Annotated in this window: 16 protein-coding genes; 5 read left to right on the forward strand and 11 right to left on the reverse strand. The window is 67.8% G+C overall.

Annotated elements, in window-relative coordinates; all coding sequences use genetic code 11:
- Nucleotides 1–24: 24 nt before the first annotated feature.
- On the reverse strand, nucleotides 25–1,074 hold the full coding sequence (locus tag ABRP28_RS07385) for an aquaporin (protein ID WP_350002633.1): 1,050 nt from the start codon (nucleotides 1,072–1,074) through the stop codon (nucleotides 25–27).
- Nucleotides 1,075–1,239: 165 nt separating this feature from the next.
- Here ABRP28_RS07385 and ABRP28_RS07390 point away from each other — a divergent pair, with 165 nt between their 5' ends.
- Nucleotides 1,240–2,394: an ADP-ribosylglycohydrolase family protein gene (locus ABRP28_RS07390; protein WP_350002634.1), complete on the forward strand. Its 1,155-nt coding sequence runs from the start codon at nucleotides 1,240–1,242 to the stop codon at nucleotides 2,392–2,394.
- On the opposite strand, the gene ABRP28_RS07395 is transcribed toward ABRP28_RS07390, so the two are convergent.
- On the reverse strand, nucleotides 2,375–2,854 hold the full coding sequence (locus tag ABRP28_RS07395) for a DUF4395 domain-containing protein (RefSeq protein WP_350002635.1): 480 nt from the start codon (nucleotides 2,852–2,854) through the stop codon (nucleotides 2,375–2,377). The genes ABRP28_RS07390 and ABRP28_RS07395 overlap by 20 nt on opposite strands.
- Nucleotides 2,855–2,930: 76 nt before the next feature.
- On the reverse strand, nucleotides 2,931–3,941 hold the full coding sequence (locus ABRP28_RS07400) for an exonuclease domain-containing protein (protein WP_350002636.1): 1,011 nt from the start codon (nucleotides 3,939–3,941) through the stop codon (nucleotides 2,931–2,933).
- A gap of 82 nt (nucleotides 3,942–4,023) precedes the next feature.
- On the opposite strand from ABRP28_RS07400, the gene ABRP28_RS07405 reads away from it, so the two are divergent.
- On the forward strand, nucleotides 4,024–4,800 hold the full coding sequence (locus ABRP28_RS07405) for a VTT domain-containing protein (protein WP_350002670.1): 777 nt from the start codon (nucleotides 4,024–4,026) through the stop codon (nucleotides 4,798–4,800).
- Between the two features lie 87 nt (nucleotides 4,801–4,887).
- Here the strand turns inward: ABRP28_RS07405 and rdgB are convergent, their stop codons facing one another.
- The 6 genes from rdgB to clpS form a co-directional block, all read right to left on the reverse strand.
- Nucleotides 4,888–5,547 carry an RdgB/HAM1 family non-canonical purine NTP pyrophosphatase gene (gene rdgB / locus ABRP28_RS07410; protein WP_350002637.1) on the reverse strand — a complete coding sequence of 220 codons (660 nt, stop codon included), beginning with the start codon at nucleotides 5,545–5,547 and terminating at the stop codon, nucleotides 4,888–4,890.
- Nucleotides 5,544–6,302: a ribonuclease PH gene (gene rph / locus ABRP28_RS07415; protein WP_350002638.1), complete on the reverse strand. Its 759-nt coding sequence runs from the start codon at nucleotides 6,300–6,302 to the stop codon at nucleotides 5,544–5,546. The genes rdgB and rph overlap by 4 nt, the downstream gene beginning before the upstream one ends.
- Before the next feature lie 70 nt (nucleotides 6,303–6,372).
- Nucleotides 6,373–7,170 carry an MBL fold metallo-hydrolase gene (locus ABRP28_RS07420; protein WP_350002639.1) on the reverse strand — a complete coding sequence of 266 codons (798 nt, stop codon included), beginning with the start codon at nucleotides 7,168–7,170 and terminating at the stop codon, nucleotides 6,373–6,375.
- Complete coding sequence (gene murI, locus ABRP28_RS07425; RefSeq protein WP_350002671.1) at nucleotides 7,167–8,165, reverse strand: glutamate racemase; 999 nt, start codon at nucleotides 8,163–8,165, stop codon at nucleotides 7,167–7,169. Before murI ends, ABRP28_RS07420 begins: the two co-directional genes overlap by 4 nt.
- A gap of 123 nt (nucleotides 8,166–8,288) precedes the next feature.
- Nucleotides 8,289–8,855: a DUF2017 domain-containing protein gene (locus tag ABRP28_RS07430; protein WP_231456828.1), complete on the reverse strand. Its 567-nt coding sequence runs from the start codon at nucleotides 8,853–8,855 to the stop codon at nucleotides 8,289–8,291.
- Nucleotides 8,848–9,216, reverse strand: coding sequence for an ATP-dependent Clp protease adapter ClpS (gene clpS, locus ABRP28_RS07435; protein ID WP_350002640.1), 369 nt, complete (start codon nucleotides 9,214–9,216; stop codon nucleotides 8,848–8,850). Before clpS ends, ABRP28_RS07430 begins: the two co-directional genes overlap by 8 nt.
- A 165-nt stretch (nucleotides 9,217–9,381) precedes the next feature.
- On the opposite strand from clpS, the gene ABRP28_RS07440 reads away from it, so the two are divergent.
- From ABRP28_RS07440 to ABRP28_RS07450, 3 genes are all read left to right on the forward strand, one after another.
- Nucleotides 9,382–10,710 (forward strand): nicotinate phosphoribosyltransferase, encoded by a 1,329-nt coding sequence (locus tag ABRP28_RS07440; protein WP_104185158.1) that lies wholly within the window; start codon nucleotides 9,382–9,384, stop codon nucleotides 10,708–10,710.
- Nucleotides 10,711–10,719: 9 nt separating this feature from the next.
- Entirely contained in the window at nucleotides 10,720–11,358 is a 639-nt protein-coding gene (locus ABRP28_RS07445) for an isochorismatase family protein (protein ID WP_350002641.1), read from the forward strand.
- A gap of 95 nt (nucleotides 11,359–11,453) precedes the next feature.
- Complete coding sequence (locus tag ABRP28_RS07450) at nucleotides 11,454–12,488, forward strand: AAA family ATPase (protein ID WP_231455026.1); 1,035 nt, start codon at nucleotides 11,454–11,456, stop codon at nucleotides 12,486–12,488.
- A gap of 4 nt (nucleotides 12,489–12,492) precedes the next feature.
- Here ABRP28_RS07450 and ABRP28_RS07455 read toward each other — a convergent pair whose 3' ends face one another.
- Nucleotides 12,493–14,274 (reverse strand): DEAD/DEAH box helicase, encoded by a 1,782-nt coding sequence (locus ABRP28_RS07455; protein WP_350002642.1) that lies wholly within the window; start codon nucleotides 14,272–14,274, stop codon nucleotides 12,493–12,495.
- Nucleotides 14,274–14,615 carry a DUF3039 domain-containing protein gene (locus ABRP28_RS07460; protein ID WP_350002643.1) on the reverse strand — a complete coding sequence of 114 codons (342 nt, stop codon included), beginning with the start codon at nucleotides 14,613–14,615 and terminating at the stop codon, nucleotides 14,274–14,276. Before ABRP28_RS07460 ends, ABRP28_RS07455 begins: the two co-directional genes overlap by 1 nt.
- Nucleotides 14,616–14,690 lie beyond the last annotated feature (75 nt).

Genomic DNA, 14,690 nt, shown 5'->3' on the forward strand with positions numbered 1-14,690 from the left:
CGGGAGCAAACGCCGCATCCACCGTCAGCCCCGCTTGCCGTCAAAGAATTCCTGGGCTTCGCTGGGCTGGGCTTCACCGGGCCCGGATCCATGCGTGCCGCTGCCGGCTCGGCCGCCCTGCCCGGTCACCCCAGCGTCCGCGGCGGTTTCGGCTCCCCGGCCGGTTTCGTTGGTTTCAACTGTTTCAGCGCTTTCGGCGGTTCCGCCGGTTTCCCCTGCTTCACGGGGTTCTCCCGCAGCCTGGGCGGCGGCACCGGCATGGGCAGGCGCTCCGAAGCTCCGGAAAACCAGTCCTGCAATGGCTGCACCCAGCAGCGGGGCGGCCAGGAATACCCAGAGCTGCCCAACGGCCCAGCCCGAGCTGAACACCGCGGACGCAACGGCGCGGGCAGGATTGAACGGCAGGTTCCCCACCGACTGGCCCAACTGCAGGAGCACGGCAAAGGTCAGGCCCACGGCCACGGGGGCTGCAGACCGGCTGCCCCGGTCCCGGCTGTCCCTGCCGGACTGCCCCGCTGGGCCGCCGTCCCCGCCAAAGCCGGTTTCCCGGCCCGGCGCGCCCAGGAAGACCGCCACAACAATTGCGGCTCCGAGCATTTCAAGGAGCAGTACCGCCGCGAGCGGCGCCTGGATGATGGAGTGTTCGGCGAAGCCGGCGGTCACGGTGTCAAAAGCGGTTCGGCTGTCCGAGATACCCGGCAAGGTGCGCAGGATCCCGAACAGCGCGGTGGCGCCTGCGAGTCCCCCCACCAGCTGGGCGCCCACATAGGCGGCAGCAGCCCCGGCCCTGATCCGGCCGGCCACAAGGTGTCCCGCCGTGATGGCGGGGTTGAAGTGGCCGCCCGAGACGTGGCCGAACGCCAGCATCGCGGCGGTCACGGCCAGGCCGGCGGCAAGTGCCGCGGGGACAGGGCTGGAATCGGGGATAGTGAACAGCGGCACGCCAAGGCCGGCCACCACGATGAACAACGTGCCGAACGCCTCGGCCCCCAGCCTGGGCAGGAGTCCCGGCGGGGCGGTCTCCGGGCTGCGGGGCAGCAGGACGTCGTGTGGAACGGGGGCGGGCGTGCTCATGGTGGGACCCTTTGGTAGGCAGGAGATGGCGGTGCTGCCGCCGGGCAACCCTTCCATTATTCCAGCCGACGCTGGACGTTTGCTGGGGCCTCGCGTTTCCCGCCCAGCCCTGCAGGGCCGGGCGGGAGTCACTGCGCCGCCGGAGGCCACGGTAAATTTACAGGCATGAGCATTGACCCCGGATCCTCCGTCCCTGCCCTCAAGTCCCGCATCCATGGCTGCCTGCTGGGCGGCGCGCTGGGCGATTCCCTGGGCTACACCATCGGCACGCAGTCTGTGGAGGAAATCCGGCGCGGCCCAGGCGGGCGCGGCATCACCGGATTCGGTCCCGTGACAGGCGCATTTTCCGACGAGACCCAGCTGACGCTCTACACGGTGGACGGGCTGGTGGAGGCGCTGGAATGGGCAAATTCGGGTGTGGGCGCGGACGTGAACGCCTGCCTGTGGCTGGCGTATCTGCGGTGGCTCGCCGCGCAGGGGGAGGCCGCTCCGGCGTCGGCTCCCACACCCCAGCCCCGATGGATAGACGGGCACGCTGCGCTCCGCCAGCGCCGGGACCCCAGCGCTACCTGCATCTCCGGGCTGGCAACGGGTGAAATGGGCACCTCCGCCCGCCCCGTGAATCCCGCATCGAAGGATTCCGCCACCGTGGTGCGCTCTGCCCCGTTCGGGCTGATCCCGCATATTGCGCCCGACGCCGTCTACAAGCTGAGTGCCGACGCAGCCTCCCTGACCCACGGGCACCCTGCAGCGCGCCAGGCTGCCGGGATTTTCAGCCTGCTGGTCCACCGGCTGGTTTCGGGTGAGGGGCTCCCGGACGCCGCCTCTTCCGTGACCGCCCACGCCCGTGCCCTGGGCGGAGTGGAACCGGAACTGCCCCAGCGCCTGGAAGCCGCACTCTCGCTTGCCACCCGGGGCGTGGTGACGCCGGAGGAGCTAACTCATGCACTCGGTGACGGCCGGACCGCTGAGGAAGCCCTCGCCGTCGCGCTCTACGCGGTACTCGCAACCCTCCCCGGCGCTGCCTCAGGCAACGCCGGCGAAGACGACGGTGGCACTAAGGACGGCGGCACTGACGGTGATGGCACTAACGACGGCGTTGCGGACACGCTGCCCGTCCGGCACTTCCGCGCGGCGGTGTCCTTGGCGGTGAGCCACGGCGGTCAGGGCGACGCCACCGGTTCCCTGGCCGGGAACATCCTGGGGGCCTTCTACGGCGAGGAGTGCCTTCCTGCGGACTGGCTGGAGTCGCTGGAGGCGCCCGAGGCAATCCGCGGCATGGCCAAAATGCTGGTGGGGGTCACGACCGGCGAAGGCTGATGTTGTTGCATGCCTCGCAGACGTCCTCCGGGATCAGTCCGCGGCGCTGCAGGAACCCGAAGACCACGCAGCCCAGGCAGAATCCGGCAAAGGCTTCAAGGGACGCCGCCACGATCAGGACGCCCAGCACCGTCCAGGCGGCGGGTACGGCTCCGGCCGCGAACAGGGCAAGGGCCGTGGTGGAGACTGCTGCGCCCATGCCCTGTGCAAAGCGTTTGGGCGGCCCGGGAACCAGCTTCACCCGTCCCAGCCGCGGCGTGATGACCTTGACGGACACCAGTGCCAGCGGGGAAATTTTGGGTCCGAAGAGCACGCGCAGCCAGAACCCGGCGGCGATGGCCAGCAGGCCCCAGCCGGAGCCGGCGGCAAGCGTTACAACGGCGAGCGCCACCACCAGCCCGGCAGTGACGCGCGCGGCGTACTCGTTGACCGGATTGGGGAAAGCGAACAGGGAGCCCATGAGCCAAGGCTAGGAGCGCGGAGTACGCGGGCAAAGCTTTGTTGCGCCCCATGAAGAAACAGCCCAACCGGGGGCCTCAGGCGATGGCTGCGGCTGCGAAGTCCCCCACCATCTGCAGGAACTCGCCTTCGGACAATACTTCGATCGCCTGGCCCCGCCCGTGGAGCTCCAGCACCCGCCGGGCTTTGCCGGTCAGCCTGCCGGACCGGAGGTCGGAGGCAACAAAGCCGTCCCCCACCACCAGGACGGTGGTGCGCCCGGTCACCCGGCTTTCCGGCCGGGCGCCGACCTCGGCAGAGCGTCTTTTGGCCTCCGGGCGCCCGATGGACAGCTCCCCGGTGAAGACGACGGTCTGTCCGTGCAGGGGGTGGCCCGGCTCGGCGTCGGGGTTGGGAAGCGGATTGTCGCCCTCCTCCGGCCAGCCCGCCTGGAAGGGCCGCAGCGGCGCAGCAGTGCCGCCGGCGGCAGCGGCAAGGGCCGTAATGCTGGCCTTTGAGAGCCCGTCCGTCACCGGGTCGAAGGCCTGCTGGCGCGGCATCACCAGCCCCAGCGAAAGGTAAAGTTCGGCGATACTGTTGGCCTGGTTGCGCCGGGCGATGTCGACCAGGATGCCGGCGCACGCCCGGGCATCCTCTGCGGCGTCGTGGTGCTTCACCAGCGGCACGCCTGCTGCCTCAGCGGCGAACGGCAGGGAGTTGGATACCAGCGAGTAGCACCGCCGGGAGAGCATGACCGTGCATACGTAGTCATAGGCAGGCCCCGGCAGGCCGGAGACCTCCAGGCCCGAACGGATCACGCCGAGGTCGAAGGCGGCATTGTGCGCGGCGAGGATGTCATCGCCAATAAACGCGCCGATTTCGGGGAAGAGTTCCCCGAAGCGGGGCTGCCCGGCAACGTCGTCAGCGCGGATGCCGTGGATCCGGACGTTGTGGTAGTCGAAATGGTCGTGGTTCTGCGGCGGGCGCATCAGCCATGAGGCCTCCTCCACGATCCGGCCGCCCCGGACCTTCGTCAGGCCTACCGCACAGGGAGAGCCCCGGAAGCCGTTCGCAGTTTCAAAGTCGATCGCCGTAAAGTCCAAACCCACGGCCCCACCTTACCGCCGGAATGCTGCCCCTCCATGCAGGCACAGCTCTGTCAAGTACCCTTGAGGGGTGAACTTTCCTGTGATGAATGACCTCGCCGTGTCCATGCTGGGCGGAGCAGGACCGGTCCAGCCCCAGCTGGCCTCCTTCCTGCCCGACTGGCTGAACCCCCAAGTCTTCCTGGCCGATCCCGCCCTGGCGCCGTGGGTGGTCCTGCTGGTCTGCGGCATCGTCTTCGCGGAAACCGGCCTGTTGGTGGGCTTCTTCCTGCCCGGTGACTCCATGCTGTTCACGGCCGGCCTCCTGGTGGCCACGGACACCATCAAGTTCAACGTGTGGGTCTTCGCGCTGCTGATCATCATCTCGGCCATCGTGGGCAACCAGACCGGCTACCTCATCGGGTCGAAAGCCGGCCCCGCCATCTTCAACAAGCCCAACTCGCGCCTGTTCAAGCGGGAAAACGTGGAGAACGCGCACGCCTTCTTCGAAAAGCACGGCGGCAAGGCCCTGATCCTGGCGCGCTTCGTCCCCATCATCAGGACTTTCGTCCCCGTCATCGTGGGCGTCGCCCAGATGAACAAAAAGAAGTTCTTCCTCTTCAACGTCATCGGCGCGGTACTTTGGGGCGGCGGCGTAACGCTCCTCGGCTACCTGCTGGGCGACCGCATCCCGTGGGTCCGGGACAACCTGGACATCATCTTCATCGCGATCGTCCTGGTGTCTGTCCTGCCCATCGGCGTGGAGGTCCTCCGCGGCCTGTCCGCCAAGCGCCAGGCGAAGGCCTACGGCACCGACCCCGTGGACGAGTTCATCGAGGAGCACGCTCCCGACGACGAACAGAAGACCCCCCGCCTTCCGTAAGGCGCCGGACACACAAAAGGTATGCTCCCCGTTGCGGCGGGAAGCATACCTTTTTTGGTTAAGCGGCCACCGTTGGTGCCGTGCCCGTCAGCCGTCCGCCCGGCGCAGCGCCTCGACGATGGCCGGCAGCAACGCGCGGAAAGCCTTGCCGCGGTGGCTGATGGCATTCTTTTCCTCCGCGGACAGCTCAGCGCAGCTCCGGTCCTCCCCCGCGGGCTGCAGCACCGGATCGTAGCCGAATCCTCCGCTGCCCCGAGGTTCGCGCAGCAGCACACCCTCCAGCTGCCCGTACTCAACCACCTCATGGCCAAGCCGCCCGTCTGTGTCCGGCACTGCCAGGGCCGCCGCGCAGACAAAGGCCGCACCCCGGTGGATGTCCGGCACATCGGAGAGCTGGCTGAGCAGGAGCCGCAGGTTGGCGGCATCGTCCCCGTGCGTCCCCGCCCACCGGGCCGAGAAGATCCCGGGTGCCCCGCCCATCACGTCCACCGCAAGGCCGGAGTCGTCGGCAATGGCCGCCAGGCCGGTGGCCTCCGCCACGGCACGGGCTTTCAGCAGCGAGTTCTCGGCAAAAGTAACGCCGGTTTCGACGACGTCCGGGGCACCTGCCGCCGCCGCGTCCACCACCTGGGTGTCGACGTCGAGCCCGGGGACCTGTCCCCGCAGCAGCTCGCGGAGCTCACGGAGCTTGCCCTTGTTGTGGGTTGCCAGGACCAGGCGGGGAGCTGGGCCGCCTGCCGGGTTCACAGCGTGTCCGCCAGGGTCTCCCGCTGGATGGCGGCGAGCTGGGTGGTGCCCAGCAGCGCCAGGTCCAGGAGCTGGTCCAGCTCGGCACGGTCGAAGGGTGCGCCCTCGGCCGTTCCCTGCACCTCCACGAATTTGCCCGACCCGGTGACCACAACGTTCATGTCGGTTTCGGCCCGGACGTCCTCAACGTACGGCAGGTCCAGCATGGGAACGCCGTCGATGATGCCCACGGACACGGCCGCAATGGTGTCGACCAGGGGCTGGGCGTTCTTGGCGATGAGCTTGTTCTCGCGGGCGAAGCGGATGGCGTCTGCGAGCGCGACGTAGGCACCGGTGATGGCTGCCGTGCGCGTGCCGCCGTCCGCCTGGAGGACGTCGCAGTCAAGCACTATGGTGTTTTCGCCCAGGGCCTTGGTGTCGATGATGGAGCGCAGCGACCGCCCGATCAGCCGTGAAATTTCGTGGGTGCGGCCGCCGATCTTGCCCTTGACGGACTCACGGTCGGAGCGGGTGTTGGTGGCCCGGGGCAGCATGGCGTACTCGGCAGTGACCCAACCGCGGCCTTCACCCTTAAGCCAACGCGGGACGCCCGCCGTCAGGGATGCGGTGCACAGGACCCGGGTGTTGCCGAACTCGATCAGGGCGGATCCCTCGGCCTGGGTGGACCATCCGCGGGTGATGCTGATGGGCCGGAGCTGGTCGGGGGCGCGGCCGTCGGCGCGCACGATGGGCACTGCAGTTGCTTCAGAAGTCATGCCTTTAGCTTATCGACTGCACGCCCAAGCTATGCCGGGCCCAGGTTCGAAGCCAGGATCAGCAGAAGGGCTAGATGGTGTAGTGCACTCCCGCAACGGCCACCGCAACGTCGCCGCCGAACACCGGGCGGGCCTCGGCCATCACCGTGGTCTGCGATGTCCACACCGGAATGTGCGTCAGCAGGAGCCGCCGCGCGCCCGCCGCCGCAGCGGCTTCCCCCGCACGCTTGCCGGTCAGGTGGACGTCCTTGATCCCGTCGTCGCGGCCTTCCTCGAAGGCTGCCTCGCACAGGAACAGGTCAGCGTCCTTGGCTGCTTCCTCAAGCCCGGCGCAGGAATCAGTATCGCCGGAATACGTCAGGACCCGGGACACCAAGGCGCCCTCCTTGTCCGGCTCCACCACTTCCACCCGCAGGGCATAGGCCTCCTCCACGGGGTGGTTTACGGCAAAGGGGGTCACGGTGAACGGGCCCACGGTCACGGCTTCGCGTTCTGCCCAGTTGGTGAAGTCGAATTCCTCGCGCATCCCGGGATCCAGCTCCAGGCCGTACGCCGTCGCCATCCGGTCTGCCGTAGCCGCAGGTCCCCAGACAGGGATACGGCCGCGGCCCCAGCCGCCGGGCTTCCACCGGACAGCCACGTGCAGACCGCACAGGTCCATGCAGTGGTCGGGGTGCAGGTGGGTCAGGAAGATGGCGTCAATGTCCTCCAGGTCGGTGTACCGCTGGATGGCACCCAGTGCCCCGCTGCCCAGGTCCATGACCACTTTCCAGGTCCGCTCGCCGTCGTTCGCGGTCAGGAGGTAGCACGATGCCGGTGACCCGGGGCCGGGAAAGGACCCCGTGCAGCCTACGATGGTGAGCTTCACTGGCCGGTGCCTCCGGTCACTGAACTGCCCACGAAGTTGGAGATCCGCGGGCGCGCGGCGGCACTCTGGGCGGCGGCGATCATTTCCGGCGTGATCCTGGCCAGGCTTCCCGTGGGGTACTGGGCGGACACATGGTCCACGTGGCGGACCGAGAGGACCTCGGGCCCCAGGAACCTGCGGGCCAGGGCCTCGAACTGGCCCGCATCTCCGGTGGCCACGAAGTGGTGCTCCGGCGCGGCTGCGTCCGTGCGCTGCAGGTTGTGGGTGGCCAGGGCACGGTAGACGTCCTTGGCAGTTTCCTCCGCGCTGGACACCAGGGTCACATCCGCGCCCATGACGTAGGAGATGACGCCCGTGAGCAACGGGTAGTGCGTGCAGCCCAGGACCACCGTGTCCACGCCGGCCGCCTTGAGTGGTGCGAGGTATTCCTCGGCGACGGCCAGCAGCGCAGGCCCGGTGGTGATCCCGGCCTCGACGTAGCTGACGAATTCCGGGCACGCCACCGAGGTGATCGCCAAATCCGGCGCGGCGGCGAACGTATCCTCGTAGGCGCGCGAGCCGATCGTTGCGGAGGTGCCGATCACGCCGACCCGTCCGCTGCGTGTTGCTGCCACCGCACGCCGCACCGCCGGCTGGATGACTTCGATGACCGGGATGCCGTACTTGGCCGTGTACCGCTCGCGGGCGTCCCGCAGGACAGCGGCCGACGCCGAGTTGCAGGCTATGGTGAGCAGTTTGACGCCGGAGTCCACCAGTTCGTCCATCACGCCCAGGGCGTTGGCCCGCACTTCCGCGATGGGCAGGGGGCCGTACGGTCCGTGCGCGGTGTCCCCCACATAGAGGATGGACTCATTGGGAAGCTGGTCGATGATGGAGCGGGCCACCGTCAGCCCGCCAACACCGGAGTCGAAAACGCCAATGGGCCGCGATTCCAGGGCGGCGGCGGGCAGGTCGCTGGCGTCGGACCCCGCGGCAGCGCCGGCTGACGGATCCATGCTTGAGGCTCTACTCATGATTATTCGAGGATAGGTCTTCCCCGCGGCTCCAGTCATGAACCTGTGGCCGGGAGCTCATGTCTGGTGTGTCACAGCGCAGGGGCGGGAAGGAATCCGCGCCGCTCATCGGCGGGAGTCCAGGGACTGCAGCATGGCCTGCACCAGTGACTCCTGGAGCCACGTGGCGAAGTTGTAGACCAGGGCCAGGTAGCTCTCCACGTCCTCGGCCTGGGACCAGTCCTGCATCAGGTGGACGTGTTCGGCGTCCTCCTCGTCCTGGATGTCCAGCCGCTCGGCGAGGACCAGCCGGACATCGTTCAGCGCCATGGACCAGTGCCGTGCACCGTCGGGCGTCAGCACGATCTCGTCCTTGTCCAGGTCCAGGGCGGCCGCCCTGAGGGCGCCGATCTTTGTTTCCCGCAGGGAGCGTTCGGTGAGCTGGCGGAACTCCAGTGAGGCCCCGGCGTCGTCCTTCATGACGTTAGGAAGCAGACGCTTGACGGCCCGGTCAGTGGGCTCTGCCACGTCCATGTCCAGGCCGATCAGGGCAGCCAGGGGATCCTGGCCGTCCCGGTCCTCAGGCTGGAGCATGGAGATGACGTCATGGATCAGGCTGCGCAGCAGGTCCCGTTCCGCGGGCTCAAGGTAGCCGGTGATCCCCTTGAGTCCGTACTTGAATGCCTTAGCCACGTTTCCCCTTGCCCTGGCCTCCGCCGGAGTTGCCGTTTCCGCCGCTGGCTTTTTCCACGGTGGCCCACAGCCCGAACCCGTGCATGGCCACGGCATGGCGTTCCACCTGTTCCTTGCTGCCCGAGGCAACAATGGAGCGGCCCTTCTTGTGGACTTCCATCATGAGCTTGTTCGCTTTGCTCTCGGAGTAGCCGAAATAGCTTTGGAAAACATAGCTCACGTAGCTCATGAGGTTGACGGGATCGTTCCAGATCACCAGGTTCCAGGGGATGTCCGGTGCGGTCAGGGAATCTGTGGATTCCACTGTTCCGGTCCGGGTGCCCTCCTGTGTATCAGGGCCGAGCGCAACGCTTAAGGTCATCTGTCCATTCTATGGGGATGCCGGGCGCACGCCGGATGGGGCTCTACAGGGCCCCGCGGCGAAGCGAAGCGAGACGTGGGAGCCGGTGGGTGGGCCCACGCCGGCGAGGGCCCCGCGGCGAAGCGAAGCGAGACGTGGGAGCCGGTGGGGACTAGAGTGATTTTCGTGAGTACCTCCGCCGGCTGGGAGCATCCCCGCACGTCCTTTTATACCGACCACTACGAGCTGACGATGCTGCAGGCGTCGCTGCATTCCGGGGCCGCGCACCGCAAGTCGGTGTTCGAGGCTTTTGCCCGGCGGCTGCCGGACGGCCGGCGCTACGGCATCGTGGCCGGCACGGGTCGGCTGCTGGAGGGCATCGCCAATTTTCGCTTCGGGGACGCCGAGCTCGAATTCCTGGAGCGCACCAAGGTGGTCAACGCCCAGACCCTCGAGTACCTCGCGTCCTACCGGTTCTCCGGCGACATCTGGGGCTACCCCGAAGGCGAGGCGTACTTCCCGAACTCCCCCATCCTGATCGTCGAGGCCACGTTCGCCGAGGCCTGCATGCTGGAGACCTACCTTCTGTCCGTGTTGAACCACGACAGCGCCATTGCCTCGGCGGCTTCCCGGATGGTCACCGCGGCCGGCGGCCGGCCGTGCATAGAAATGGGGTCCAGGCGCACCCACGAGGAAGCGGCCACCGCGTCCGCCAGGGCGGCAATCATTGCCGGTTTTGACAGCACCTCGAACCTCGAAGCCGGTATCCGCTACGGGATCAAGACGGTGGGTACGGCCGCGCACTCCTTCACCCTCCTGCACGACACCGAGCGGGACGCCTTCGAGGCGCAGATTGCCTCGCTTGGGGACCACACCTCCCTGCTGGTGGACACGTACGACGTCGAAGCAGCCGTCCGCACGGCCGTGGACCTTGCGGGTCCTCGCCTGGGAGCGGTCCGGCTGGACTCGGGCGACCTTGTGGCCCAGGCGCAGTGGGTGCGCAGGCTCCTTGACGACCTCGGCAACGAAAACACCAAGATTGTGGTCACCTCAGACCTTGATGAGTACGCCATTGCCGCGCTGCAGTCCGCCCCCGTGGATTCCTACGGCGTGGGCACCTCCCTGGTCACGGGCTCGGGCGCCCCGACAGCCAGCATGGTGTACAAGCTGGTCAGCCGCACGGACGACGACGGCACGTTCGTCTCGGTGGCCAAGGCGGCCAAGAACAAGGCCAGCGTGGGCGGCCGCAAGTACGCGCTGCGCAAGCTGAACGAGCGCGGCATTGCCACCGCGGAAGTGGTGGGCGTCGGCCGGCGGCCGGAGGATGACGGCAACGACCGGCCCCTCCTGCAGCAGTTCATGAAGAACGGGGAGCTGCTGCCGGGGTGGACAGGCCACGAGGGCGTGCTCCGGGCCCGCCAGCGCCATGCGGACTCCATGGCGGAGCTGCCACCGGTGGTCAACCGCCTGCAGCGCGGAGAAGCCGCCATCCCTACTCTCTATGAAGAAAACTGAGGAGAACCGATGTCCCGGGCACTGATCATCGTCGACGTCCAGAACGATTTCTGCGAGGGCGGTTCGCTCGCCGTTTCCGGCGGCGCGGATGTAGCCGGCGCCATCAGCGAGTACGTGGACGGCCACCACGGCGAGTTCGACCACATCGTTGCCACCCAGGACTGGCACATCGATCCGGGAGAACATTTCTCGGACACCCCCGACTTGAAGGACAGCTGGCCACCGCACTGCGTGGCCGGCACCCCCGGCGCTGAACTGCATCCCGACCTGGACACCGAATACATCCAGGCCTACTTCCAGAAAGGCCAGTTCTCCGCTGCCTACTCGGGTTTTGAAGGCCTCCTGGCCCCTGAGGACGCGGTGCCCACCGGCGAACGGCAGCCCGGGGCCCTTCCCGGCCCCGCGGACGCCGAAAGGCTCGCGCCGGACGAAGACGCGATCGGGCTGGACGACTGGCTGCAGAGCCACGACGTGGAGGACGTCGTGGTTGTGGGAATCGCCACCGATTACTGCGTTATGGCAACGGCCCTGGACGCCGTCCAGGCGGGCTACTCCGTCACCGTCCTCCGCTCGCTGACGGCCGGGATCGCCGAGGACCTTGAAGAAGCGGTGGCCGAAATGGAACTGGGCGGCGTAGACGTGGCCTAGGTCAGCAACAGGAGTGGTCCGGTGCTTAGCACCGGACCACTTCTTTGTTTCCCCGCACCCCCACCCGGCCGGGAATCGGGTATTACAGTGGATGCATGGCTCCCAGCCGGCATCCGCTCGACGACCTGCGCGAAACCATCGGCCATCTGGCCGATCAGTTCAAGCTGCCCAATTCGGAGCGCGTCGATGACCTAATGGGTGATCTCATTGGTGCGAGGCCCGGGCCGGCCCGGCCGCTGTCCGAGGTGCAGGCCGAGCTCGATGCGCTGGTGGGACTGGAAACCGTGAAGGAACAGGTGCGGGCCCTCGTCGCACTGCTCCAGGTCCAGGCCCGCCGTAAGGCGCACGGCCTTCCGGAGGTGGCCACATCACAGCATCTGGTGTTCCTCGGAAACCCGGGCACCGGCAAGACCACCGTGGCGCGGCTCCTGGCGGAGATGTACCGCGCGGTCGGACTGCTGCAGAAAGGCCACCTGGTGGAGGTCGACCGTTCGGGCCTGGTGGGGCAGTACGTCGGCGCGACCGCAATCAAGACGGACCGGGTGATCCGGCGTGCGCTGGACGGCGTGCTGTTCATCGACGAGGCCTACGCGCTGGCCCCGGAGGACGGCCGGATGGACTTCGGCCCCGAGGCGATCGAGATCCTGCTTAAGCGGATGGAGGACCACCGCCACCGCCTGGTGGTGATCGTGGCAGGATACCCGCGGCTGATGGAGTCCTTCCTGCTCTCGAACCCCGGACTGCGCTCCCGGTTCGCCCGGGAGATCACGTTCCCCGACTACTCCGTCGACGCACTCCAGACGATCTTCCACCAGATGCTGGCACAGCACGAGTACACGCTGGAGCCGGGTGCGGACCAGATGCTGCGCCGCATCCTCACCGGGCTCCACGCGGGCGAGGACTCCGGCAACGCACGGTTCGCCCGCACATTGTTCGAGCAGGCGCTCAACCGCCAGGCGCTGCGCCTGTCGCTCGACGAGGAACACAGCCTCGACGCGCTCGATCGTGACGCCGTCATGACGCTCACCGCGGACGATATCGTCGAAGCCGCGCTGGCCCTGGGCGAGCAGCCGGAGCCGGACCCGACGCCGGAACCGGAGCAGCCGCGCTGGTGGCGCTGGCTGGCCTGACACGCTATTTCCGGCCGATAAACCAGTCCTGGAGCTTCCGCAAACGGGACTGCAACTGCTCCTCGTTCGCCTGGGCAACGGGCGGTCCGCCACACACCGTCCGCAGCTTGGTGTGCACCACACCGTGGGGAGTGCCCGTGCGGGCAGACCAGGCCGCCACGTTCTTCGCCAGCTCGTTGCGGAGGTCCATCAGCATCCGGTGGTCCGGGACGGCCGGTGCCGGGCTTTCCGCCGCCGCGGGCGCCTTCCGGTTTTTGCGGTTCAGCTGTTCGTGCTGGCGCTGCCGGAGCAGCGTACCCACCTGCTCCGCGTCCAGCAGCCCGGGGATGCCCAGGAAGTCCATCTCGTCGTCGGACCCCACCTCGCCGCCCGTGCCGAATTCGCCGCCGTCGAACAAAACGCGGTCAAAGGACGCCTGCGAATCCAGGGCCTCGAACTTGCCCTTGGTCAGGCTGTCCGATGCCTTGTCCTCGCGGTTGGCCTCGGCCATCAGCGAGTCCTCGGGGTTGAACAGGCCGTCCCCGTCTTCCTTCTCCGGGCGGTCCAGGGCGTGGTCCCGTTCCGCCTCCATGGAGTTGGCAAGGGCCATCAGCTGCGGCACCGAGGGCAGGAAGACCGACGCCGTTTCGCCCCGCTTGCGGGCACGCACGAAGCGCCCCACCGCCTGGGCGAAAAACAGGGGGGTCGAGGTTGACGTTGCATACACGCCGACGGAAAGCCGCGGCACGTCCACGCCTTCGGACACCATCCGGACGGCCACCATCCAGCGTTTCTCGCTGGCGGTGAATTCCTCGATCTTGCTCGACGCCTTCGCGTCGTCGGAAAGGATGACCGTGGGCGACTCCCCCGTGATCCTCTTGAGCTGCCCTGCATACGCACGGGCGTCCTCGTGGTCCGTGGCAATCACCAGGCCGCCGGCATCGGGAACGGTGCGGCGCACCTCGCTGAGGCGCTTGTCCGCGCCGGCCAGCACAGCCGGAATCCACTCCCCCGCCGGGTTCAGGGCGGTACGCCAGGCGTGAGAGGTGATGTCCTTGGTCACCGCGGCCTCCCCCAGCGACGCCGCCATCTCCTCGCCGGCGCTGGTACGCCAGCGCATCTGCCCGGAATAGGCCATGAACATCACCGGCCGGACCACGTGGTCGCGCAGCGCATTGCCGTACCCATAGGTGTAGTCGGCCTTGGAGCGGCGGATGCCGTCCCGGTCCTCGGCGTATTCGACGAAGGGAATGGGAGAGGTGTCGGAACGGAACGGCGTTCCCGTCAGCGATAGCCGCCTGACGGCGGGGTCGAAGGCTTCGCGCAGGCCGTCACCCCAGGACAGTGCCTCGCCGCCGTGGTGGATCTCGTCGAGGATCACCAGCGTGCGTGCAGCTTCCGTCTTGGCGCGGTGGAGCAGCGGCTTGCTGGCCACCTGCGCATAGGTGACGGCAACGCCGATGAAGCCCCGGCCGTGCTGCCCGTCCGAGTTCTTGAAGTTTGGGTCGATGGCGATGCCCACCCTGGCCGCCGCATCTGCCCACTGCCGCTTCAGGTGGTCCGTGGGCGCCACGATGGTCACCCTGTTGACGGCGCCGGAGTCGATGAGGGTGGACGCCACCCTCAGCGCGAAGGTGGTCTTGCCGGCGCCGGGCGTTGCCACGGCGAGGAAATCGCGGGGGCTGTTGCGCAGGTAGAGGTCCAGGGCTTCCTGCTGCCAGGCACGGAGTTTCGGGGCGGTTCCCCAGGCTGCACGTTCCGGATAGGCCGGAGGCAGGGTGGGGCCGCCAAAGAGCGTCTCCGTCACTATTCGTTGTTGCCCGAGTCCCCTCCGGGACCCTTGCCGCCGTCGTTGCCCGGGCGGAGGCCGTCATAGACCTCTTTGCACATCGGGCAGACCGGGAACTTCTGCGGATCCCGGCCCGGCGTCCAGACCTTGCCGCACAGCGCGATGACCGGTTCTCCGGTCAGTGCGGACTCCATGATCTTTTCCTTGCGCACATAGTGCGAAAAGCGCTCCCGGTCCCCGGGCTCCACTTCCTGGCGCAGTTCCTCGCGCTCAATGGTGGCTGTGGACGTTCCAGCCCCGGAAAGCTCGCGCATCGGGTCGGTTTCGAGAGGGTCCGTCGTGCTAGTCATGCCAACCATCTTAGCTGTTCCACCGGCCGGACGTTCGACGGCGGCGCGTCCCCGCCGGCCGCCGCCGGACTTTGCGGCGGCGTG

Source organism: Pseudarthrobacter sp. WHRI 8279, assembly GCF_040224115.2.
GTDB lineage: Bacteria > Actinomycetota > Actinomycetes > Actinomycetales > Micrococcaceae > Arthrobacter.